This is a genomic window from Jeongeupia sp. HS-3, assembly GCF_015140455.1.
Lineage (GTDB): Bacteria > Pseudomonadota > Gammaproteobacteria > Burkholderiales > Chitinibacteraceae > Jeongeupia.
Map to the genome: position 1 here is coordinate 63,828 of NZ_AP024094.1, position 22,865 is coordinate 86,692.

At 63.4% G+C, this 22,865-nt stretch carries 20 protein-coding genes and 1 tRNA gene; 10 read left to right on the plus strand and 11 right to left on the minus strand.

The window, feature by feature from the left end; all coding sequences use genetic code 11:
• Positions 1-30 precede the first annotated feature (30 nt).
• From JLC71_RS00410 to speG, 3 genes are all read left to right on the plus strand, one after another.
• Positions 31-432, plus strand: a complete 402-nt coding sequence (locus JLC71_RS00410; RefSeq protein ID WP_200916725.1) for a hypothetical protein — start codon at positions 31-33, stop codon at positions 430-432.
• 115 nt (positions 433-547) lie between these two features.
• Complete coding sequence (locus tag JLC71_RS00415) at positions 548-988, plus strand: PACE efflux transporter (RefSeq protein WP_200916726.1); 441 nt, start codon at positions 548-550, stop codon at positions 986-988.
• A gap of 3 nt (positions 989-991) precedes the next feature.
• The gene (gene speG, locus JLC71_RS00420) at positions 992-1,543 is read left to right on the plus strand and encodes a spermidine N1-acetyltransferase (RefSeq protein WP_200916727.1); all 552 of its coding nucleotides are present in this window, start codon (positions 992-994) and stop codon (positions 1,541-1,543) included.
• Between the two features lie 118 nt (positions 1,544-1,661).
• On the opposite strand, the gene JLC71_RS00425 is transcribed toward speG, so the two are convergent.
• The 7 genes from JLC71_RS00425 to rsmI form a co-directional block, all read right to left on the minus strand.
• A complete protein-coding gene (locus tag JLC71_RS00425; RefSeq protein ID WP_200916728.1) occupies positions 1,662-3,116 on the minus strand; it encodes a hypothetical protein in 1,455 nt (484 codons plus the stop codon).
• Positions 3,117-3,234: 118 nt separating this feature from the next.
• Positions 3,235-6,399, minus strand: coding sequence for an efflux RND transporter permease subunit (locus tag JLC71_RS00430; RefSeq protein WP_200916729.1), 3,165 nt, complete (start codon positions 6,397-6,399; stop codon positions 3,235-3,237).
• Positions 6,396-7,886, minus strand: coding sequence for an efflux RND transporter periplasmic adaptor subunit (locus JLC71_RS00435; protein ID WP_200916730.1), 1,491 nt, complete (start codon positions 7,884-7,886; stop codon positions 6,396-6,398). The genes JLC71_RS00430 and JLC71_RS00435 overlap by 4 nt, the downstream gene beginning before the upstream one ends.
• The gene (locus JLC71_RS00440; RefSeq protein WP_200916731.1) at positions 7,886-9,100 is read right to left on the minus strand and encodes a TolC family protein; all 1,215 of its coding nucleotides are present in this window, start codon (positions 9,098-9,100) and stop codon (positions 7,886-7,888) included. The genes JLC71_RS00435 and JLC71_RS00440 overlap by 1 nt, the downstream gene beginning before the upstream one ends.
• A 137-nt stretch (positions 9,101-9,237) precedes the next feature.
• Positions 9,238-9,630 carry a hypothetical protein gene (locus JLC71_RS00445; protein ID WP_200916732.1) on the minus strand — a complete coding sequence of 131 codons (393 nt, stop codon included), beginning with the start codon at positions 9,628-9,630 and terminating at the stop codon, positions 9,238-9,240.
• A 225-nt stretch (positions 9,631-9,855) separates the two neighbouring features.
• Positions 9,856-9,939: transfer RNA gene (locus tag JLC71_RS00450), tRNA-Leu, on the minus strand.
• A gap of 44 nt (positions 9,940-9,983) precedes the next feature.
• Entirely contained in the window at positions 9,984-10,814 is an 831-nt protein-coding gene (gene rsmI / locus JLC71_RS00455; protein ID WP_200918214.1) for a 16S rRNA (cytidine(1402)-2'-O)-methyltransferase, read from the minus strand.
• A 36-nt stretch (positions 10,815-10,850) separates the two neighbouring features.
• Between rsmI and JLC71_RS00460 the strand changes: the two genes are divergently transcribed.
• Genes JLC71_RS00460 through JLC71_RS00480 form a run of 5 tightly spaced genes read left to right on the plus strand, consistent with a single transcriptional unit; the run spans position 10,851 to position 14,314 of the window.
• The gene (locus JLC71_RS00460; RefSeq protein WP_200916733.1) at positions 10,851-12,104 is read left to right on the plus strand and encodes a penicillin-binding protein activator; all 1,254 of its coding nucleotides are present in this window, start codon (positions 10,851-10,853) and stop codon (positions 12,102-12,104) included.
• A complete protein-coding gene (locus tag JLC71_RS00465; protein ID WP_374757609.1) occupies positions 12,088-12,447 on the plus strand; it encodes a YraN family protein in 360 nt (119 codons plus the stop codon). Before JLC71_RS00460 ends, JLC71_RS00465 begins: the two co-directional genes overlap by 17 nt.
• Before the next feature lie 37 nt (positions 12,448-12,484).
• Complete coding sequence (locus JLC71_RS00470; protein WP_200916734.1) at positions 12,485-13,075, plus strand: phosphoheptose isomerase; 591 nt, start codon at positions 12,485-12,487, stop codon at positions 13,073-13,075.
• Positions 13,076-13,681, plus strand: a complete 606-nt coding sequence (locus JLC71_RS00475) for a BON domain-containing protein (RefSeq protein ID WP_200916735.1) — start codon at positions 13,076-13,078, stop codon at positions 13,679-13,681.
• Between the two features lie 51 nt (positions 13,682-13,732).
• Positions 13,733-14,314, plus strand: coding sequence for a BON domain-containing protein (locus JLC71_RS00480; protein WP_200916736.1), 582 nt, complete (start codon positions 13,733-13,735; stop codon positions 14,312-14,314).
• A gap of 13 nt (positions 14,315-14,327) precedes the next feature.
• On the opposite strand, the gene JLC71_RS00485 is transcribed toward JLC71_RS00480, so the two are convergent.
• From JLC71_RS00485 to JLC71_RS00500, 4 genes are all read right to left on the minus strand, one after another.
• Positions 14,328-17,039 (minus strand): DEAD/DEAH box helicase, encoded by a 2,712-nt coding sequence (locus JLC71_RS00485; protein WP_200916737.1) that lies wholly within the window; start codon positions 17,037-17,039, stop codon positions 14,328-14,330.
• Positions 17,036-18,625, minus strand: coding sequence for a site-specific DNA-methyltransferase (locus JLC71_RS00490; RefSeq protein ID WP_200916738.1), 1,590 nt, complete (start codon positions 18,623-18,625; stop codon positions 17,036-17,038). Before JLC71_RS00490 ends, JLC71_RS00485 begins: the two co-directional genes overlap by 4 nt.
• A 65-nt stretch (positions 18,626-18,690) precedes the next feature.
• Entirely contained in the window at positions 18,691-18,903 is a 213-nt protein-coding gene (locus JLC71_RS00495) for a hypothetical protein (RefSeq protein ID WP_200916739.1), read from the minus strand.
• Positions 18,904-19,044: 141 nt separating this feature from the next.
• The gene (locus tag JLC71_RS00500) at positions 19,045-19,686 is read right to left on the minus strand and encodes an arylesterase (protein ID WP_236250929.1); all 642 of its coding nucleotides are present in this window, start codon (positions 19,684-19,686) and stop codon (positions 19,045-19,047) included.
• On the opposite strand from JLC71_RS00500, the gene JLC71_RS00505 reads away from it, so the two are divergent.
• Complete coding sequence (locus JLC71_RS00505; RefSeq protein WP_200916740.1) at positions 19,685-20,380, plus strand: ABC transporter ATP-binding protein; 696 nt, start codon at positions 19,685-19,687, stop codon at positions 20,378-20,380. The genes JLC71_RS00500 and JLC71_RS00505 overlap by 2 nt on opposite strands.
• Positions 20,377-22,830, plus strand: coding sequence for an ABC transporter permease (locus JLC71_RS00510; RefSeq protein WP_200916741.1), 2,454 nt, complete (start codon positions 20,377-20,379; stop codon positions 22,828-22,830). Before JLC71_RS00505 ends, JLC71_RS00510 begins: the two co-directional genes overlap by 4 nt.
• Positions 22,831-22,865: the final 35 nt, after the last annotated feature.

Below are 22,865 nucleotides of genomic sequence, written 5' to 3' on the forward strand. Positions count from 1 at the left end.
GGGCCCTGCCGACCGTTACCCGAATCCCGCATGCTCAATCCGCTTCCGATTTCCACCGACATCCCGCCCTATGGCGCCGATGAGGACACCGAGCACGCCTGGCAATGGTTCCACGCCGTCTGCCAGCTGGTGGCGGCACAACTGGCCGAGCTGCCGCGCGGTACGGTGGCGCTGCAGGATGATGGCGATCCGGTGTACTGGCTGACCGAGCACGACGGTTATCGCTATCTGGCGACGGCACCGACATTCGAAGGTGAAATTGCCATTGGCAGCGCCGCACTGGTGCGCGATCTGGCCGGTCTTGGCGTCGACGAACTGGCGTATCTGCGCCAGGGGCTGGAACACTGGCTGCATACGCAAACAACCATGCGCATCGGCGATGTGCGTCTGTTGCGCGTGGCCCCGGTCAGCCGCAATGAGATGGATCAATAGCCTGTCGTCGTGACGTGAGCCGCATCAACCATCTGTTTATCAGATGGATTCCAACTGGCTCTAACCAACCAGCCGCATAGAATGGCAATCTTCATTGTTCGTTCAAGGTGCCGGTATGCGCAGCGTTGCTGACCGCATTCGCCATTCACTGCTGTTCGAGATTTTCGGCGTCCTGCTGGTCATCCCTTATGGCTATCTGCTGTTCGATCTTGGTCCCAAGGAAATGGGCGTGATCGGCGTGGTCAGTGCGCTGATCGCTACGCTGTGGAATTACGCGTTCAACCTCGGCTTCGACAAGGTCATGCTGCGGCGACGCGGTCATACCCGCAAAACCATCCGCCTGCGCGTGCTGCATGCGCTGCTGTTCGAGGGCGGCCTGGTGGTGGTGCTGTTGCCGCTGATGGCGTTTTATCTGGGCATCAGCCTGATGCAGGCGCTGGTGATGGATATCGCCTTTGTCGTGTTCTATCTGGTTTATGCCTTTATCTACAACTGGCTGTATGACACGGTGTTCCCGATTGCGCCGCCGCTGGCACCCGCCGTCGAGCTGGATTGATCCATGAAAAAAACCGATAGCCGCCTGAGCTTGCGACCGCTTGAACGCAGCGATCTGCGTTTCGTGCACGAGCTGAACAACAACGCCGGCATCATGCGTTACTGGTTCGAAGAACCGTACGAAACCTTCACCGAACTCTCGCAACTGTACGACCGGCACGTGCACGATCAGCGTGAACGGCGTTTCGTCGCGGTCGACCAGGATGGTGAAACGGTGGGGCTGGTCGAGCTGATCGAACTCGACTATATCCATCGCCGCGGCGAGTTCCAGATCATCATCGCCCCGGATGCCCAAGGCTGCGGCTATGCCACCAGTGCCACGCAGCTGGCGATCAATTACGGCTTCTCGGTCTTGAATCTGCGCAAACTGTATCTGGTGGTCGACGTTTCCAACGAGGCGGCGATTCATATCTACGAGAAGTGCGGCTTTATCAAAGAGGCCGAGCTGGTCGAGGAGTTTTTCAGCAACGGCCGCTATCACAATGTGTTCCGCATGTATTTGCTGCAGCCGCAGTTCTTTGCCACCAAGGCGGGCGAGGCGCAGGCAAAACCGTGATGACCGCGACTAAACGGTTCGATAACGGTTCGATAACGGTTCGATAACGGTTCGATTGAACCATGACTAAAAAACCCCGGCATCGGCCGGGGTTTTTTAACGTCAGGTTTGCGCGCGGCTACGGTCGCTTGGGCAAACCGAACTGGTACATCAGGCTCAGGTCGTACACCGGCGAGCTCAGCTCACCCTTGATGGACATCACGCGCCCGGCGCTACCCCGCAGTTGCCAGCCCGGCGTGACGTTGTAGCCCAGGAACACCATCGGCTGGGTGATCGCGCCACCCTCGCTGGAAACGCCGCCGCCACCCGCCGCCCCGGCGGTGAGCTCGGCGCCGGCCACCAATTTGTTCGACGCAAAACTGCTTTGCCAGCCCGCGCCGAACAGGCCGACCGAATACGCCCCGGCATCGCCGGCAAACGCGCTGTGCGCCTGACCGGTGAGGTAAAAGCCCTGGGCCAGATCGCGCTCGATGCGCAAGCCGATGGTATCCAGTGGCTTGGATTCACCGCTGCGGCGCTGTGCCGAGCTGTAGCGCTGCACGCTGCCGCCCCAGCGCCAGCCGTCGAGCTTGGCCGTACTGAGCCCGGTTTCCGGGTGATCCAGCGCCAGCTGCAATTGCGCACTGCCGTACCAGGCGCGGAAGCTGCCTTGCGGCGCATCGGCCAGACCGCCTTCCAGCAGCAGGCTCAGATCGCGGCTCAGCGCCACGCGGCTGAACACCGCCGCCTTGGCCAGCACGCCGCCCTTGGTATCGATCGCGCCACCACCACCGGCGCCGAGCGCCGCCCTGGCGCCCAGATACACGCTGTTGCCGATCACCGGCGTTTCCCAGCCCAGATAGCCAAGCACCTCGGCATACCCGTCCGCGCCGCCCGAGGCCGCGCCGGCGGCTTCGATGCCCCATAACCAGCCGTTGGCGAGCACCTGCTGCATGTCTACGCCGGCAAAGCCGATGTTTTCGCCGCCATCCTTGGGGCGATACCCGCCGGCGCGCACGCCGATCCGGTCGAAACCGACGCCGCCGCGCTGATCGGTGAGCAAGGATTTGCCCGCATTGCCAGCAGCGGTGAAATTGAACGGGTCATCCAGCGACCAGACCACACCGAGCTGATTACTGCGGATGTCGCCATTCGGAAAGTACACCTGCGAGAGCGACAGACCGGCGCGTTGCCGTCCCCACGCCCAGGTCAGATCCACGTGCGGGCGGAGCATCAGCCCGCCACCCACCGGTGCCGCCGCGCCGCCGCCGCCGCCGACATAGAGGCCGGCCTCCAGCATCAGCCGGCTATAGATAGGCTGCCGCCAGGCCGTTTCCCAGCCGCCGGTAAAGAAGCCGCCGCGCTGGCCGGATACCGCGCCATAGGCGGCCGGGCCGACATACAGCCCGGGGATCGTTTCAATCAAATAGGTGCCGCCAAGCAGACCCAGATGTTCATCGCCAGGTAGCTTGATCGTTTCGTAACCGAGGCGGAACACGGCATCGTGGCTGGAAAGCGTGGCATCGTCGGCGAACGTGACACCGGAGAAGGCGGCAGTCAGGATGGCAATGGAGAGTTTGATTTGATCTTTCATCGGCGGATGTTATCAAACTTTCATTGTGGCAAAACTAACTGACTTGATGCTTTTGACTTGTCTCGCGAGTGCGCCTGGTAGCGCCGGGCTGGGCGCAATGAATGCGCCCAGCAAGCGTTCATCGTTTTTCTTTCCGCGTGAGCTGAGGCACTGCATGTGCTTGCTTGGGGCGGCCTCGCATCAGCAGGTAAGCCGCCGGAATCACGAACATCGACAGCAGCGGCGCGGTGATCATGCCGCCGACCATCGGCGCGGCGATCCGGCTCATCACCTCCGAGCCGGCGCCGCTACCCCAGAGGATGGGCAGCAGGCCGACCAGGATGGTCGCCACGGTCATCACCTTGGGGCGGACGCGCTGCACCGCGCCCTCGACAATCGCCGCAAGTACCGTGGCCGTATCGTCGGGCTGGCCGGCGATTTCGCGTGCTTCGAGCGCCTGTTTCAAATACAGCAGCATGATCACGCCGAACTCGGCCGAGACGCCGGCGAGCGCGATGAAACCGACGCCGGTCGCCACCGACAGGTGATAGCCGAGCAGGTCGAGGAACCACACGCCGCCGACCAGCGCGAACGGCAGCGTCGCCATGATCAGCAGCGCTTCGTCAAAGCGCCGGAACGTCAGATACAGCAGCACGAAGATGATCAGCAGCGTCGCCGGCACCACCAGTTTGAGCCGCGCGTTGGCGCGTTCCAGATATTCGAACTGGCCCGAGTAGGCGACGCTGATGCCCGGTGGCGGTTTCAACTGCTGCGCCACGGCGTTCTGCAGGGCGTGCACCACGGTGCTCAGATCGCTGTCGCGCACGTCGATATACACCCATGACGACAGCCGGCCGTTCTCGCTTTTCAGCATCGGCGGGCCATCGGTCACGGCGATCCTGGCGACGGTGCCGAGGGTGATCTGCGCACCGCTGGGCGTCAGCACCGGCAGCTCGCGCAGCTTCTGTACCGAATCTCGCAGTTCGCGCGGGTAACGCACGCTGATCGGATAGCGCGCGGTGCCCTCGACCGTTTCGCCGACGTTCTCGCCACCGATCAGCCGCGACACCACCGATTGCACGTCGGCGACGTTCAGGCCGTAGCGGCCGGCGGCGTCGCGGTCGATATCGACGTCGATATAGCGTCCGCCCGACAGCCGCTCGGCCAGACTCGACGACACGCCGGGTACGTCCTTGGCGATGCGTTCGATCTCCAGCGCCACTTTCTCGATCTGCCCCAGATCGCTGCCCGACACCTTGACGCCGATCGGGCTCTTGATCCCGGTCGCCAGCATGTCGATGCGGTTGCGGATCGGCGGCACCCAGATGTTCGCCAGCCCCGGCACCTTGACGACGCGGTCGAGCTCGGCGACGAGCTTTTCGGGCGTCATCCCCGGCCGCCACTGATCGCGCGGCTTGAACTGGATCGTCGTCTCGAACATCTCCATCGGTGCGTTGTCGGTCGCGGTATCGGCGCGACCGGCCTTGCCGAACACGGTGGCGACCTCGGGCACGGTCTTGATCAGCCGGTCGGTCTGCTGCAACAGCTCGGCCGCCTTGCCGGCCGACAGCCCCGGCAGCGCGCTCGGCATATACAGCAGATCACCTTCGTCCATATTCGGCAGGAATTCGCCGCCGAGCCTTGAGGCCGGGACCAGCGCGGTGAAGAACGCCAGCGCCGCGATGGCCAGCGTCGCCTTGGGCCAGCGCAGCACCCAGTCGAGTAAGGGTTGATACGCGCGGATCAGCCAGCGGTTGATCGGATTTTTGTGCTCGGACGGAATCCGCCCGCGTATCCAGTAGCCCATCAGCACCGGCACCAGCGTCACCGACAGCCCGGCGGCGGCGGCCATTGCATAGCTCTTGGTGAACGCCAGCGGCCCGAACAGCCGGCCTTCCTGCGCTTCGAGCGTGAAGATCGGGATGAACGACAGCGTGATGATCAAGAGGCTGAAAAACAGCGCTGGGCCGACCTCGGCCGCGGCCTCGGCGATCACCAGCCAGCGTGCCTCGCCTTCGAGCCTTTCATCGGGGTATTGGTGTTGCCACGCTTCGAGCTTCTTGTGGGCGTTCTCTATCATCACCACTGCCGCGTCGACCATCGCGCCGATGGCGATGGCAATCCCGCCCAGCGACATGATGTTGGCGTTGACGCCCTGATAACGCATGACGATGAACGCCGCCAGCACGCCCAGCGGCAGCGAAATGATCGCCACCAGGGCCGAGCGCAAATGCCAGAGGAAGATCACGCACACCAGCGCGACGACGATGAACTCCTCCAGCAGCTTGTGGCTGAGGTTCTCGACCGCGTGGTCGATCAACTGGCTGCGATCGTAGGTGGTGACGATCTCGACCCCCGGTGGCAGGCTGGCCTTGAGCGTTGCCAGCTTGGCCTTGACCGCCGTGATCGTCTCGCGGGCGTTCTTGCCGCTGCGCAAAATCACCACGCCGCCGGCCACTTCGCCCTGACCGTTCAGCTCGGCAATGCCGCGGCGCATTTCCGGGCCGATCTGCACCCGCGCCACGTCGCCAAGCCGCACCACGGTGCCGTTGACGGTCTTGAGCGGAATCGCCCGGAAGTCGTCAAGCGACTTCAAATAGCCGGTCGCGCGTACCATGTACTCGGCCTCGGCCAGCTCGACCACCGAGCCGCCGGCCTCCGAATTGGCCTTGCCGACCGCGGCGATCACCGCATCGGCCGACAGCCCGTAGCCAGCGAGCTTCACCGGATCGGGGACGATCTGGTACTGCTTGACCATGCCGCCGATAGACGCGACTTCGGCGACATTGGGCAGCGTTTTCAGCTCGTACTTGAGGAACCAGTCCTGCAGGCTGCGCAAATCGGCAAGGCTGCGTGTGCCGGTCTTGTCGACCAGCGCGTACTCGTAAATCCAGCCGACGCCGGTCGCATCCGGCCCCAAGGCCGGGCGCGCGCTGGCCGGCAGCTTGCCCTGCACCTGGTTCAGGTATTCAAGCACCCGCGACCTGGCCCAGTACAGGTCGGTGTGATCGTCGAACAGTACGTAGACGTAGGAATCGCCGAAGAAGGAATAGCCGCGCACCGTCTTGACGCCGGGCACCGACAGCATCGTCGTGGTCAGCGGATAGGTGACCTGATCCTCGACAATACGCGGCGCCTGCCCCGGATACGGCGTGCGGATGATCACCTGCACATCCGAAAGATCGGGCAGCGCATCGACCGGCATCGTCTTCACCGCCCAGACGCCCCAGAGCGCGAGCATCAGCGTCGCCAGCAACACCATGAAGCGGTTGCGGATCGACCAGTAGATCAGCTTGGCGATCATAGTCCGCCTCCGTCTTGGCGGCTTAGTGATTCGATCATTGCGTCATCACCGTGCATCATCAGGCCGAACTTCACCTTGTCGCCGACCTTGATGCCCTGAACGAGTTTCGCGTCCATCAGCGGAAACGGCATCGTCATCGCCGGCCACTGCAGCGCGGCAATCGGCTCGTGCGCCAGCGTGATCGAATCGCCGGAGATCGCCTTGACCACGCCGATGCCTTCGATTGCGGGTGGCGCGGCGGCTTTGCTCGCCGCCGTTGCACTTTCGGCCATCGCGGCCATAGGCGCACTGGCCATGCGCGCCAGTACCCCGCGCAGGCTGGCTTCCGAATCGATCATGAACTGCCCGGATACCACGACCTGCTGGCCTTCGTTCAAGCCGGCGACAATCTCGGTCTTGCCAGCGCGCTCGGCGCCGACCTTGACCTCGACCGGCGCGAACCGGCCCGCGTCGTCGGCGGTGATGATGACAAAGCGTTGACCGGTCGCGATCACCGCATCGCTCGGCACCAAGAGCGCCGGCTTGGCTGCCTCGCCGGCGAGGCTCACGCGGGCATACAGCCCGGGGTGGAGCATGCCGTCCTTGTTCGGCACCTCGATCCGAACACGGATCGTCCGTGTATCGACCTTCAGTTCCGGCACCAAGGCCGTGACCTTGCCCTTGACCGGCTGGTTCGGCCACGCGGCAAAGTGCGCGGCGACCGCTGCACCGATACGGATTTGCGCGGCTTGTGCCTCGGGCACATCGGCCTCGATCCACACGGTCGCAAGGCCGTTGATCCGGGCCAGCGCCTGCCCGGCAGACAAGGTCATGCCCTGGCGCACACCGAGTTCGGCGATCATGCCGCCACGCGGCGCGGTGATCGTCACCACCGGCTGCGGCTGGCCTGTGCGTTCAAGCCGGGCGACCGCGTCGGCACTCATGCCAAGCTGAATCAGCCTGGATTTGGCCGCCGCACCCAGCTGCGCATCGCTGCGCAACGCCAGATATTCGTTCTGCGCCACCAGCCATTCGGGCACGCGTACATCGGCAAGCGGGCTACCGGCCTTGATCACGTCGCCCACCGCATGCGGATAGGCGCGCTCGACAATCCCGCCGGTACGCGCCGAAACGATGGCGACATCGCGGTCGTTGAACACCACGCTGCCGGCCACATCCAGCCCGCCAGCCAGCTCGCCGCGCGCAACCTTGGCCAGCTTGACGCCGGTGTTCTGCGTCAGCGCCGGATCGATGCGCACGCCGCTTGTCGTGTCGCCGGTCTCGTCGGCGTAACGCGCTACCAGCTGCATATCCATGAACGGCGATTTGCCCGGTTTGTCGAAATGCACGTCTGGCTTCATCGGGTCGTACCAGTACAGCACTGGTTTTTCTGGTGCCGCTACGGCGGGAACTGCGTGATCCATGCCTTGACGGCTTGCCATCCAGCCGGCTGCCGTGCCGATGCCGAGCGCCGCAATAGCGATCGCGATTGTTGTTCTGGTTTTCATCAGTGGGCTCCGGTCAGGAAATACAGGCGGGTGCTGGCTGCGGCGAGCTGGGATTCGAGCTCGACCCCGCGCATCTGCACCGCCAAACGCGCCTGGCGCGCGTCAAGCACGGTGCCGCTACCGGCCTTGCCCGAACGCAGTCCGGCCAGGGCAAGGTCAAGCTGCCGATCGATCAGCGGCAAGGTATTGGTTTTGAGTCGGCCGATTTGGGCCTGCAAGGCATCGCGCTCGGCGCTGGCCTCATCGATCTGCTGGCGGTAGCTCGCCATTCTGGCCTGGCGTTCGGCATCGCTTTTCTGGATGTTTGCCAGCGCGGCGGCAATTTTCGGGTCTTGGCGGTTGGCCGCGAAAATCGGCAGGTCAAAGGTGAACTTCACCATTGCCATGCCCTGATCCATCGCGTCTTGGCCCCAGCCGACCTCGACACCCCAATTGGGCTTCTTGGCGGCTTGCGCCAGCGATAACTCGGCCTGCGCGACACTGAGCTGCGTCGTCGCGGCGCGGATTTCCGGTTGCTCGGCGATGTCGTCGCTGTCGGCCTGTTGCGCGCTTAACCACACGGGCAGGCCGCCGCTGACCGCTTGCCGCGCCAGATCTCGCCCGATCCACCGGGCCAGCTGTGCCCGGGCCTTGGCCTGATCGCGGGCCAGCCCGTCGCGGGCATCATCAAGCTGCGCACGCTCCAAGCGGGCGGTCAGCGCCGTATCGGCCGAGGCACCGCCCTTGAGTGCGGCCACGCTGGCTTGCTGGCTGCGCGCGTTATCGCCTTCCTGCGCCGCCAGAATCTCGGCCTTGCGATCGAGGTAATACAGCGCCAGCCAGGCGAGCGTGGCCTCGCGGCGCACGTTCAGGCGGGTATAGCGCGTCTGCGCCTCGCTGGTTTGCAGCTGTGCGCCGGCGATCTGCCGCTCGGCGTCGCGCAGGTCGCCATTGGGCACTTCCTGCATCAGGCTGACCATGCGTTTGGCGTCGCCGACGCGGTAGGCATCGGGGCCAGACGTTTGCAAATCATCGACCCAGACCGAGAGTTTGGGATCGGGCAATGCACCGGCCGAGACGGTCAGCGATTGGGCGGCCGACGTTGCCGCGGTGCTGGCGGCAATATCCGGCGCATGGCCGGCGGCGGCAAGCGCTTCATCCAGCGTCAGCGCATGCGCAGTGATACTGGCGGCGCCGAAGACAAGGGCCAGCCAGCCAAGACGGAATGGGGACATGAGTCTCTCCACGCAAAACGGGTTCGAATACGTTCGGCGGGAAACTGACACGTGGCCAAGTCGGCCCTGAACAGGGACGGGTTGAAACCACGAATGAGGCAGTACGGCCGAACGAGAAAACGGACGATCAGCGCGGACTAATTGCGAAAGACTTGATACTGGATGCGCAAAGGCGGAGACGACGCGATCAGCGTCGGAGGAACGACCCTCGTCGACAACGTCGTCGAATCGGGTGTTTCAAGGTAGGGCATCGCAAAGAAAAGCGCGATGAAGAGTGGCGCCGAAAGCTGGGGCAGCTGTACGTCGGCCGACTGGGCATCCTTCTGGCAGTGCGCCTTGCAGATCACCGGCTGCGCCATCTGCTGCATATCGCCACATTCGGACATATCCATCATCTGCACGCTCATCGGTGCAGTTTGCGCCGCTGGTAACGCTTCCACGCAAGCATAGGCTGCCGTCACCAGCTGGCTGAAGACCAGCAGGAGCGCGAGGAAGCACGCGAGACGGGATGAGCGGAATAACGTCAGCATGCCGGGATTATAGCTTCCGGACGCTGCCCATATATATGAGCGCGGACAAACATTGAGCTGTTGCAGCTCGCTTGGGCGGCGTCAGTCCCGGGGCCTTTGAGCAGCTTGTGGCGCGAGGCAGGCGTTTGCCTGCTGAATCCAGGGTGGCCCAGTAAACAAAAAACCCCTGGAAGCCAAGCTTTACGGGGGTTTCTGGATGCCGTTGGACGGCTTTGTAGGGGTGCCTGGTGCCCGGGGTCGGACTCGAACCGACACGTCTTTCAACGGGGGATTTTGAGTCCCCTGCGTCTACCATTTCGCCACCCGGGCAGGCAAGGGCTGGATTATCGCCGAACTGGCGACCGACGGCAATATCAATCTTCGTCGGCGGCGTTCTTCAGCGTCAGTGCACGCTCGTACAGCCGGTTGCGCGGGGCGCCGGTGATGGTTTGCGCCAGCGCCACGGCCTGCTTGAGTGGCAGCTCGGCGACCAGCGGCGCGAGCACCGAGTCGTGTGCGTCTTCGTCGCTTTGGGGTGCCGGTGGTGCGGCGTCGACCACCAGTACGAACTCGCCGCGCTGCTGGTTGGGGTCTGCCTTGATCCATTCGGCCAACTCGCCCAGCGGGGCGCGACGGATGGTTTCGAAGGTTTTGGTCAGTTCGCGCGCCATCACCGCCAGCCGTTCCGCGCCGAATACCGCGACGAGATCGTCGACGCTTTCAACGATGCGGTGCGGCGCTTCGTAATAGACGGTGAGGTAGGGCAGTGCCGCCAGCGGCGTCAGTGCGTCACGGCGCTGTTTGGTTTTCGGCGGCAAAAACCCATAAAACAGCGTGTGCGGACAAGTGAAACCGGCGGCCGAGACTGCGGCGGTCAGCGCGCTGGCGCCGGGTACCGGTACCACCGGGTAGCCGGCGGCGTGCACCGCTGCGGCAAGCACCGCGCCGGGGTCGGAAATGCCCGGCGTGCCGGCGTCGGAGATTTGCGCGACCGATTCGCCGGCGGCGAGCCGGGCGATGATGCGCTCGGCCATGGCGTGTTCGTTGTGCTCACGCAGGCTGACCAGCGATTTCTGGATGCCAAAGTGGCGCAGCATTTGACCGGAGACCCGGGTATCCTCGGCGGCGACGACGTCGACGCTGGTGAGCACATCCAGCGCGCGCTGGCTGATATCCCGCAAATTTCCGATGGGCGTGGCCACCACATATAATGTAGCCCGGGCTACCTGGTAAGGATCGTGATGCACATTCAGGCTCCATGGCGCGTCTTGCGCCGGATTCAACACGGCGGTGGCCGTGGGTTGCGGGCGCTACTATACGGCGCGCTGCTGGCTGGTGTCAGTACCGGCTGCGCCACGCGGCAGGTGCCGGTGTCTTCACAACCCGCGCCGGCACCCAGCGTCGTGGCTCGCCCGCTGCCGCCAGCGGCGGCGCCGGTAGAAATCACACCACTGCCGTCCGAGTCGGTGACGGCCACGCCGCCAGCGGGACGCGGTGCGTACATCGCCTTGCTGCTCCCCACCGCGAGCAAGGCGTTCAAGCCGGCGGTGCAGCAGATCCTGGATGGCGTGTTCGGCGCCGAGCGCGTCTACGGTCAGGGCAAGGAGCCGCCGGTACGTGTCTTCGATACCACCGATCAGGATGACGACGTGCTGGCGCAGTACAACAAGGCCATCGATGGCGGTGCAGCCGCGGTGATCGGGCCGCTGACGCGCAGTGCGGTCGATTACCTGGCCGATAACGGGCGTTTTCCGGTGCCGGTGGTCGCGCTGAACCGTTTTAATGCGAAAACGCTGCGTCGCCCGAATCTCTACAGTTTCAGCCTGTCGGTTGAACAGGAGGCGAGCGAAGTCGCCCGGCTGATGCGCGAGGATGGTATACGCTCGCCGGTGATCATTGTTGCACCGGGTGTGTTGAACCAGCGCATGGCCCAGGGTTTTGCCGCCGCTTGGACGACGATAGGCGGAGCCGTACCACAGCAGATCGAAGCCGGCAGCAGCATGCAGAGCTTCGGCGGGATCAGGGCGCAATTGACGATCACCGGGGGCGACGCGGTGTTCTTCGCCAGCGGCTTCAAGCAGGGGCGTAAACTGCGCCCCTTTATCGGTACCGATTTGCCGATCTACGCCACCTCGCAAATCAACCCGGGGCCGAAAGCGTCGCAGGCCGATCTGGTCGGTATCCGCTATCTCGACATGCCTTGGCTGGTGCACGCCGATGACCCGTACTACGCGCTGTTCGCACGCGCACGCACGCAGTCGAACGATCAAGAGCGGCTGTTTGCCCTTGGCGTGGATGCCTGGCGGATTGCCGTGGCGTTGATTGACGCGCCGGAGCAGCCGGTGGCCATCGATGGCATTACCGGGCTGTTGTCACAGGGGCAGGATGGCGTGATCGAACGCCGTCTGCTGCCGCAACGCATCGGCAACAACAGCAGCAGCGCGCCAGCGGCGAGCGATGCGTCAACGCCGGATGATGGTGCGTCTTTTCTCTAAGGCGTCGACCCGCGAGCGCGGCGCGGCAGCCGAAGACATGGCGGCCGAACATTTGCGCCAGCATGGCCTGGTGGTCGTGGCCCGCAACTGGCTTTGCCGTCGTGGCGAGATCGATCTGATCTGCCGCGACGGGAACACGCTGGTGTTTGTCGAGGTCAGACAGCGGGCTTCCAGCCGCTTTGGCGGCGCGGCGGCCAGCATCACGCCGGCCAAGCAAGCCAGACTGATCGCCGCTGCCCAGCATTATCTCCTTGGTGTTTCGCCGTTGCCGCCATGTCGCTTTGACGCAGTGTGCATCGATGGCGAAACGATTTCCTGGATCAAGCACTGTATCGAGGCCTAACTCCCTGTGGGCAGGCCCAAGCAAGAAAGGTAAGCGGATGGATTTATTGCAACGGGTGCGTCAGCACTTTGAAGAAAACATCACCACGCAGCAGCTGGTGATGGACATTCTTGGTCCCAGCATCGGTTTGGCGGGTGAAAAGGTCGTACAGGCGCTGATTTCTGACGGCAAGGTGCTGGCCTGCGGCAACGGCGGCTCGGCGGCGATATCACAGTATTTCGCCTCGGCCATGGTCGGCCGCTTCGAGCGCGAACGCCCGGGCCTGTCGGCCATCGCGTTGACGACCGATTCCTCGGTGCTGTCGGCGATCGCCAACGATTACGACTACGACCTGGTGTTCTCCAAACAGGTGCACGCGGTCGGTCGCGCCGGTGATGTGCTGCTGGCGATTTCAACCTCGGGCAACTCGGCCAACGTGATTTCCGCGATCAACGCCGCGCACGAGCGGCAGATGAATGTGATCGCGCTCACTGGCAATGACGGCGGCCAGATCGGAGACTTGCTGGTTGGCGACGACCTGCACCTGTGTGTGCCGGCCGAGCGCACCGCACGGATTCTCGAAGCGCACATCACCGTGGTGCATGCGCTGTGCGATACGATCGATTACATGTTGTTGGGAGGCGAGTAAATGAAGAAGTCCAAAATCGTGATTGCAGCGCTGCTGGCGTCGTTGTCCTTGTCGGCCTGCGTGCCGATCGTGATCGCCGGCGCCGTCGCGGTCGGTGCGATGGTCGGTACCGACCCGCGTCGTGCCGAAACGATCAAGACCGACTTCGACCTCGGCGCCCGCATCAGCGCCAAGATCCTCGACGCCTACAAGGACAGGGCGCACGTCAACGTCAATAGCTACAACGGTATCGTGCTGCTGTCGGGCGAAGTGCCGGACGCCGCCGCGCAGCAAAAGCTGACCGAACTGGCGCGCACCGAACCGGGACTGCGCAAGCTCTACAATGAAACCGTGGTGGCCTTGCCGTCGGGCAGCACCGACCGCCTCAACGATACCCAGCTGACCGCCAGGGTGAAGACATCGATCCTGACCAATGCCGGTGACAGTACCGCACTGCACCTGATGGTGGTGACCGAGCGCAAGGTCGTCTACCTGATGGGGATATCGCGTGCCGACATCGCCGATAAGGCCGCGCGCGCCGCGAGCATGGTCGACGGCGTGGCCCAGGTGGTGAAGCTGGTCGAGTTCGCGCCGGTTGGCCCGGCCGACGAGGCGCTGCGCAAGTAAGCGGACCGACCGAGGGCGTGCGCAGCGGGTTCCGTTCGATGGGAGAGCGGCATGAAGCGCAGCGTTCTCGTTCTGCCGTTGCTGATCGCGACCTTGACGGCCTGCGTGCCGCTGATGCTGGCGCTCAATCTGGTCGAGATCGGCGTACTGGTCGGCACCGATCCACGCCCGCTGGTGGTGATCAAGCGCGATTTCGACATCGCCGCGCGTCTGGAGGCGCTGATCGACGCGAGCTACGGCGATCGCGCCCACGTCGACGTCAACGCCTTCAACGGGGTGGTGCTGCTGAGCGGCGAAGTGCCCGACGCGGCGGCGCAGCAGCGGCTCACCGCGTTCGCCAGCGCCGAGCCCGGCCTGCGCAAGCTCTACAACGAAACGGTGATCGGGCCGCCATCGGCCAGCGATCAGCGCGCCAACGATGCGCAACTCACTGCGCGGGTGAAAACGGCGATCGTCGCCTACGCCAGCGATAGCCTCGAATCGTTGCACCTGATGGTGGTGACCGAGCGACGGATCGTTTACCTGCTGGGGCTGACCCGGCCGGCCTATGCCGAGCATGCGGCGATTGCCGCCAGCCAGGTCCGCGGCGTGGCCGGGGTCGTGGTGCTGATCGAGACCGGCGCGCCGCAGTGAACGTGTCGGCACATCAGCGACAAGCGCCGCCTTTTGCGACTGATCCAAGATTCTGGCTATCTGGGCTGTGCAGTCGCAGCCAATCACGCAATTCGTGCAAGTCAGCCAAATCCACATTCTCGCCCAGGCTGCCATCATCCTTGACCCAGCGCAGCCGTTCCTGATCCTTGGTCAAAAACAGCACCTTGCCGTAATACGCGGGAATATGCCGTGCCTTGCGCGCGGCATCCTTCACGTCTTGCTTGGTTTCGATCAGCCGAATCAATGGCTCATCCCCCGGGTCATGCTCAAGGCAGACGATGAAGTCGGGATAGAAAAAATGCTTGTGCTCGCCACGAACGAGTCGCACCGCATAGGCCTTGCCACCACCGGGCGGATTACGGTGCCACCACGCCACAAATTCACTGCGATCCAGTGCCTTGGCAAAAGGCAATTCTTCGCCATTGAGCGAAAACGATTGATCAAAGCCGCCGCAATACAAGGCGTCGTCGTCCCAGCGCCATTCCTTGTCACGCAGCCATTTTCGCTCGTCGGGCAGCAATATCTGCTCGACTTGCAATAGCGTGTCCACGCTGGGTGGCATCACGCCATAAATATTCTTGGCCGATTGCGGCAAGGGCAGCTCGGTTGGGAAGAGCATGGCATCGGGCAAGCGGCCCGCATCTTCCAGTTGCGCCTGCAGGGCAATGATCTCGTGCAAGGCTTCGGCCAGACGGTCGGCTTCGCTTTTTGCAATCCAGTTGGCCGCATCACGCGCCAATCTGCGCAGGGTGATTTCATCCCGTGCGTCATCCAAGGCCAGTTGCAGGGCAGGCTGAATCCGCTCGGCCAGCGTATTCAATATGTCGCGAATATCGGCTTCTTCGACTTGCGGCAATCTGCGCAGCGCCAGCCGCGCTTCGCGTGCTAGTGCACTGCGGTCGGTCACTATCGCTACTTCGGCGAGATGCATTGCGCGGCTGTTCAACTCGGTGCGCTGCTCCGTGGCCCGCAAATGATGCAATGCCGCGTCAATCGCCTTGGATTGCAGTGCTTCGGCCAGCGGCAATGCTTGTGCGACCGTGCGCGAAAGTTGCGACATCGCCAGCATTTGTGGACGACGTTCGCGCTTGAGCGCGGTCGGCAAATTGCGGGCATCGCGTTTGCGTGGATAGACCGCAATCCCGTTTTCCCGCAGCGTGGCCTTGAGTTCGACGACGCTTGCAGGAGCTGCCGGGATATCAGCGCTGGTCGTGGCGACGGTGATGACTTGATCCAGAAGGTCGTCCTGCCCCGAGAACAAATCGTCTTGATGGCCTTGCCGTGCTACGGCATAGCCAGACGGATGTTCCATCGCCACCGAGGGGGCATTGTCGTTGCGCGGCAAGCCGATGTCGTAGCCCAGCGGGTACTGTGGCGTTGGGCAGTTGCTGAAAACGATTGCGCCGTTCTGTGTTTGCCGCTGCACCAGCTTTTCGGTTTGACCTTCCAGCTCGCTTTTGACCCGGCTGGCGGCGGCTACCGCATATTCAAAACCTTGCTGGGCCTCGGCATCGGCCAGATAGATATAGGCGGTGTTGAATGAAGCGGGGATTGCCTCTGCGCTCGAAAACCGTGCGCGCAGTGCGGCGGCCACCCGCATGACGCGGCCGATGAATTGCATCGCAAAATCAGCATCATTCACCACCTTGGTTGATGCCAGCACAAAGGCGCGCGGCGCATCAAAGCCCGTGCCTGCCGACTGCTTGAAAATCAGCACCTCCTTGCTGCTGTCGTTGGCAATGGCCGCCATCAGTACGGGGTCGGGCGCATCGGCAGAGTGTTTGCCAATGGCGTGTGGCGGAATATTGCAGAGTTCGATCAAATCGCGCTCGGCATCCTCGACGGTTTTGTCGCCATTGCCCACCTGCACCAGCAAGAGCGGCGTCAGCGGAATGCCCGCATTCGCCAGCGCCGCTTTCAATGCCTGATTGCGCGCCCAAGCTTGTCGCAACACGGTGCGCTTTAAATCGATCACGTCGTGCATGCCGTGGCGCAAGTCGTAGATGATTGCTTCAATATATTGCTTGTTGAGCCGCGCATTCACCACATCACTGCGGCTGACGGCAAACGATTCATAGCTCGACATGCCCGCGCCGGCCAGGAACTCCAGCAGCCGCTGATCTTTGGGCGTCGCCGTGGCCATCAACAGGTAATCAGGATTCAGCCATTGGGTGAACTTGCCAAATTCGGTGGTTTTATCCAGTGCGATATGGGCCTCGTCGACGATCATTCCCAGACGCAAGCCTTGTACGCGGGCGCGCGCAATCCATTCGGCCAGCGTGCGGGTATCATCATCGCCATCGGCGTTGTAACCCTTGTTGCGCCACTGCGCTTTCGCAACGGCTTGCGCGGTGGAAATCAGTACCTGCCCGGCCTCCGCGTCCTGATTGCGGCCGTGCGTGAGCAGCAGTGGCGTTAAATCCGCCGCATTACTTTTAATCGCATCCAGCGTTTGCGCAACCAGATTCACAAAGGGCACGAACCACAGCCAGACCACGTCGCGTTCGGCGCTGACGTCGGCCAGTACCCGCGCCAGCATCAGCGTCTTGCCCGCACCGGTCGGTGCGCGCAGCAGGCAGGGCGGATGGTTGTCGCGCAGAAGGGCATCGCGCAAATTGTCGATCAGTGTTTGCTGGAATTTTTCCGGCGCCAGCAGCGCACCTTGAGCGGTGGTGACCGCCAGATTCAATGGCAGTGCGCTCATTGTGTCGCTCCCCGTTGCGTGGTCTGACCGCGCAGTAGCGCATCCTCCAGGCTGTAACTGATGACATCGCGGTCGGCGTCGGCGAACTGTTGGCTCACCGTTTGTGGCCGGGATGAATACACCACTAGCCGCTCGGCCGGCCACGCCAAGAGTTGCGCCATGCTGTCTTCATCGACCACATTCGCCAGCACGATTGCAATTTGCCCATCGTTGGCAATGAGGGTGAGTTTGCCGTTGTGCCCTGTGACAAGCGCCGTCTGTTGATGGCGCAAGCTCAACAGCTGCGCGGCATGGTCGTTGCTGGCGTCAAACGGCACATCTGCGGCTTCGATTTTATCCAGTTGCAAATAGGCGAAGCTGCCCCCGAGCGCGGGCTTGTTGCCATAGCCCTGCATGACGCGGCGGATACGCTCGGCGCACACATCGCGGCAGAGGTTTTTATCCGGTTCCTTGCCGGTGGCTTCAGTGCTGGAGCACAGAATAAAGCGCCGCGAACCTTCGTCTTCGGCGTTCAGTTCCAGCACCGCCTGGCCCGTGGTGCCGGAACCGGCAAAGAAATCGAGAATGATGTCGTTGGGGCGGGTGGCTTGTTGCAGCAGGGTTTTGATCAGCGACAGCGGCTTGGGGTAAGGAAAGGCATTAAATCCAAGGATTTCATTGACGGAATGCTCTCCAGTACCGCTACGCTGTGACACCAATCCAACCGCAAATTCGTCGAGATTCTCTTCTTCAGATGCACCTCTAATCCAGCTTGAGACTGGGCGAACTTCACTTTGCAAATCGACCAAGTGGCGTTTGAACCATGGGCGACCAAATCCAACAGCTTTGCCAACCCAAAAATCCAGATCTGGCAAATCCGCAGTAATCAGTGGTGTTTTGTTTTTCGGGCGTAATGGAACATCACCTTTGGCTATGGCCGCGAGCAATTCTGCTTTGCTATTCCAAGTGACTACACGCTCTGCTTCTGGGGTAGGGAATATCACCTTGTCCTCACGAATGTACTGTTCCATGGTCTTGGCTTGCAGTACTTCGCTTGGGTCAATAATGTTCTCGCTGGCAAATGCCCAGACCCGGCTAGGATTGCAGGGGTACCAAACACCATTGACCGGATTTTTAATTGGGTAATATCCATTTGGGCGTTCTAACAGGGTATGTGATTTGCTCAGGTCGCCTGTTTTCCAACGGCCTCGTGAGTCATTGTCCGGATTCTTATATTGGGAGAAATCCTTGAACTGTCCACTGAAAGCAAAGCCGGGATTGGCATAAATCAGTATGTGTTCGTGATCGAGGGAAAGCTGAAAGCCGGATTTATCATTTGAGCCTGAGCGAGTTTTCCATGCAAAACTGCCCACCCTCCGCCCCGGCATCACCTCATCCATCAGCAATTCCAGCCGTGACCGGTTTTCGTCGTTGATTGACATCATGATGACGCCATCGGGCGTGAGCAGATCACGCGCCAGGGTCAGGCGTTGATAGAGAAATTCCAGCCATTGCGAATGGCGGTAACGATCGTTGGCGCCGACGTAATGGTCGTTGTAGACCCAATCCTTGTTACCGGTGTTGTATGGCGGATCGATATAAATCACGCGGATTTTGCCGCGATGCGTGGCTTTCAGCAGCCTGAGCGAATCAAAGTTATCGCCTTCGATAATCAGATTCTGGGGGGGGGTACACTATTTACATGCGAGAGTGCAAGGCTCAGGCGCGGGAAAACCAGATTGGCATTCAGCGCGGCATCGCGGGCAATCGCGTTCGATTCCCAGTAAAGCCCCAGTTTCTGCTTGGTGAGGTGCTCAACCAGCAGGCGGCGCAGTTGCTGTTCATTGCAATGTTCAAGCTGGGAAAGAAGAGAGTCGGCGTTCATGGGCGGGTAGCGTGTAGCTCAGGCGAAACAAGCGGTAATGCTAATAGAAAACCGGCGATGTCCCCAGTGTTTACGACCAAAGCTGGCCCCTGCTTGGGGGCGCTGGCGCGCCGAACCGGGGGCGGAGCCTTGGCGCCTTGCTTACAATAGCGGCGCCAGATCGCGCGCGATCATTGTCGCGATCGCCGGCTGTGCCGCCGCGACCGGATGCAGCTGGTCGGGCTGGAACCAGTCCGGCCGGTTGATCACCGGCGCAAGCAGAAACGGCGTCAGGCCGGTGCGGTACTGCTTGGCCAGGGCCGGATACATCGCCGCGAAATCCCGCGTGTAGTCCTGACCGTAATTCGGCGGCATTTGCATGCCGACCAGATGTACCCGTGCGCCGGCTTTTTGCGCCGCAGCGATCATCGCCGCGAGGTTGGCGCGCGACTTGGTCACCGGCAGCCCGCGCAGGCCGTCATTGGCGCCAAGCTCCAGAATCACCAGCTTCGGGCTGTGCATTTTCAGCGCCTGCGGGAACCGGGTGAGCCCACCGGCGGTCGTTTCTCCTGACACACTCGCGTTGATGACCCGGTACGGTTTGCCGCGCTGCGCCAGTTCCGCTTCCAGCTTCACAGGCCACGCCGCATTGGCGGCGATGCCGTAGCCGGCCGCGAGGCTGTCGCCGAATACCAGCAGCACCGGTGTCGCCGCCATCGCACCACGCGCCAGCAGCGCAATGCCGCAGAACACCGTAAGCTGAAGCGCTGCCCGTCCGATCACCCTAAGCATCCTGGTTCCCATGTCCGAATCGTTCCCTGTTCTTGAATGCCGATCACTGGCAAAACGCGTTGCCATTGCCGATGGCTCGCTCGATCTCCTGAGCGATATTTCGTTTTCCTTGCCCGAAGGCGAGAGTCTCGCCATCGTCGGCGCCTCCGGCTCGGGCAAGTCGACCTTGCTGGCGCTGCTGGCCGGGCTGGATCTGCCCAGCAGCGGCAGTATCAGCCTCGCCGGCACCGATCTGGCCGCGCTGAATGAGGACGGCCGCGCCCGCTTGCGCGGCAAGCTCGCCGGTTTCGTGTTCCAGTCTTTCCAGTTGCTGCCCGAGCTGACCGCGCTGGAGAACGTCATGCTGCCGCTTGAACTCGCATCCCGCAAGGGCGCGCGCGAGATCGCCGCCGGCTGGCTGGAGCGCGTCGGTCTTGGCAAGCGGCTCGATCACACCCCGCGCACCCTGTCGGGCGGCGAACAGCAGCGCGTGGCGCTGGCCAGGGCGTTTTGTACCGAACCGCGTATTCTTTATGCCGATGAGCCGACCGGCAGCCTGGATACCCATACCGGCGAGCGCATCGCCGACCTGCTGTTCGAGCTGAACCGCGAAACCGGCGCGACCCTGGTACTGGTGACACATGATGAAACGCTCGCGGCCCGCTGCGGTGCGCGCCTACGTCTGGCCGCCGGCCGGGTGATCGAACAATCCGGGTTTGCCGCATGAGGCTCGCGCTACGCCAGTTCCGCCGTGGCTTGGCCGCCGGCGATTACCGCACGCTGATCGTCGCGCTGGTGGTGACCATCGCCGCGCTGACTGCGGTCGGCCTGTTCGCCGGGCGCATGGCCAAGCTGCTCAATACCGAGGCCAACAACCTGCTCGCCGCCGACGCGGTGCTGACCGCCGATCACCCGATCCCGCCGCGCTTTATCGATGCGGCCAGGGCGCGCGGCTTGAACGTGGCGCAGACGCGGGCTTTTCCGAGCATGGCCGCCAAGGGCGACGCGGCGGTGCTCGCCAGCGTCAAGGTCATCGACGGCGCATATCCCTTGCGTGGCCAGCTCTGGCTGGCCGGGCAGGACGCGCCGGTGGTCGGGGCGCCGCCGGCCGGCAGCATCTGGCTTGATCCACGTCTGAGCGACCGCCTCAAGCTGGGCGTTGGCGATATCTTGCGCCTGGGGACATCGCAGTTTCGCGTTGCCGCGTTGATCGAGCGCGAACCCGATGGCGCGCTCGATTTCGCCAGCCTGCAACCGCGGCTGATGATGAACGGCGCCGACCTCGGCCAGACCGGGCTGGTCGGTTTCGGCAGCCGGATCAAGTACCGGCTGCTCGTCGCCGGCCCGCCGCAGGCCGTCTCCGCCTGGCAGCAGGACGCGCGTGGCTGGCTGGCGCGCGGTGAGCGGCTGGAAGACGTGCGCGAGGCGCGCCCCGAGGTCAAAACCGCGCTCGAACGCGCCGAAACCTTTTTGCGACTGGTGACCTTGCTCGCGGCGACGATGGCTGGCACCGCGGTGCTGCTGGCAGCGCGGCGTTTCGCCGCCCGCCGCGCCGATGCGGTGGCGCTGTATGTGACCCTGGGTGCAACGCGGGCGCAGATTCGGAGCATCCTGCTTGGCGAGCTGTTGCTGCTGTTCGTGTTCGGTGCGCTCGCCGGCGGTGCGCTGGGCTGGGGCGCGCAGGAGTTGCTCGGCTGGGCGGTGCGCGATCGCTTGCCGGCCGCGCTGCCGGCAGGGTCGGTCTGGCCGTGGTTCGCCGCGTGCGGCTTCGGTTTTGTGCTGCTGATCGGCGTCGCCGGTCCGGCGCTATTGCGGCTGGCGGCAACGCCGCCGATCCGGGTGTTGCGGCGCGAAATCGTCGCGCCACCGCGGCTGTGGCTGACCTTGGCGCTGACCGGTATCGCCACCGCCGCGCTGTTCGTCGGCGTTGCCGGCGATGCCAAGCTTGCCGCCATCGTCGCCGCCGGCATCGCCGGCGCACTGATCGCCGCCGGCCTGCTGGGTTGGTTGCTGCTGATCGTGCTCGGCCGTTTTGCCCAGGGTTTTGCCGCGCGCATTGCCGTGCGCCAGCTGACCCGGCGGCGCTGGCTCGCCGCGGCGCAGCTTGGCGCGCTGGCGGTCGGTCTGCTGGGACTGTGGTTGCTGACCGTGGTCGAGCGCGATCTCTTGAGTGCGTGGGAAAGGCGCGTGCCACTCAACGCGCCGAACCAGTTTGCCTTCAATATCCAGCCCGATCAGGCGGCGTCGTTCGACAAGGCGTTTACCGACGCCGGCTTCGCGCCACCAAAGTTGCAACCGATGATACGCGGCCGCTGGAGCGCGCAGAACGGCCAGCCGGTCGAGCCGAAACGCTACGAGGACGACAGGGCGCAAAGGCTGGCCGAGCGCGAGTTCAACCTCTCGTGGGGCGAAACCTTGCGCGCCGACAACCGGCTCGACGCTGGCAAGCCGCTCGACGAGACCCAGCCCGGTTTCTCGGTCGAATCGGGGCTGGCGAAAACGCTGGGGATCAAACTCGGCGACACGCTGACCTTCGATGTCGCCGGCACCATGGTGAGCGCGCCGGTGGTCAACCTGCGCACGGTCGACTGGGATTCGTTCCGGGTGAATTTCTTTGTCGTCGGCACCCAGGCGCTGTTTGCCGAGCAGCCTGCCAGCCTGATCACCAGCTTCCACCTGCCGCCCGAGCGCCGCGACGTCGTGTCGCGCTGGTCGGCGCAGTTCCCGAACGTGACCTTCATCGACGTCGGCGAGGTGCTCGGCGAAGTCCGCCGGGTGCTCGAACTGGCAGCCAGCGCCTTGCGGCTGGTGTTCGGCTTCTGCCTTGCCGCCGGGCTGACGGTGCTGCTGGCGGCGCTGGAAACCACCGCGCCCGAACGCCGGCGCGAGGCTGCGGTGATGCGCGCGCTCGGCGCCAGCCGGGCGCAGATCACCAGGGTGCAATGGGTCGAAGGCGCGGCGATCGGCGCCACCGCCGGGCTGGTCGCCGGCGTCGCGGCCAGCGTTTCCGGCTGGCTGCTGGCGCGCGAAGTGCTGGAACTGAGCGTGCCGTTTGACTGGCAGCTGCCGCTGATGAGTCTGGCTACCGGGCTCTTGCTGGCGGCGCTGATCACCGCGTGGGAGCGGCGCCAGCTCGCGCGTGCTTCGGCACTGCGGTTGCTGCGGGATCCGGGTTGATTTTTTGTGGAGGGGGCGATGGCCGGTACGGCGTC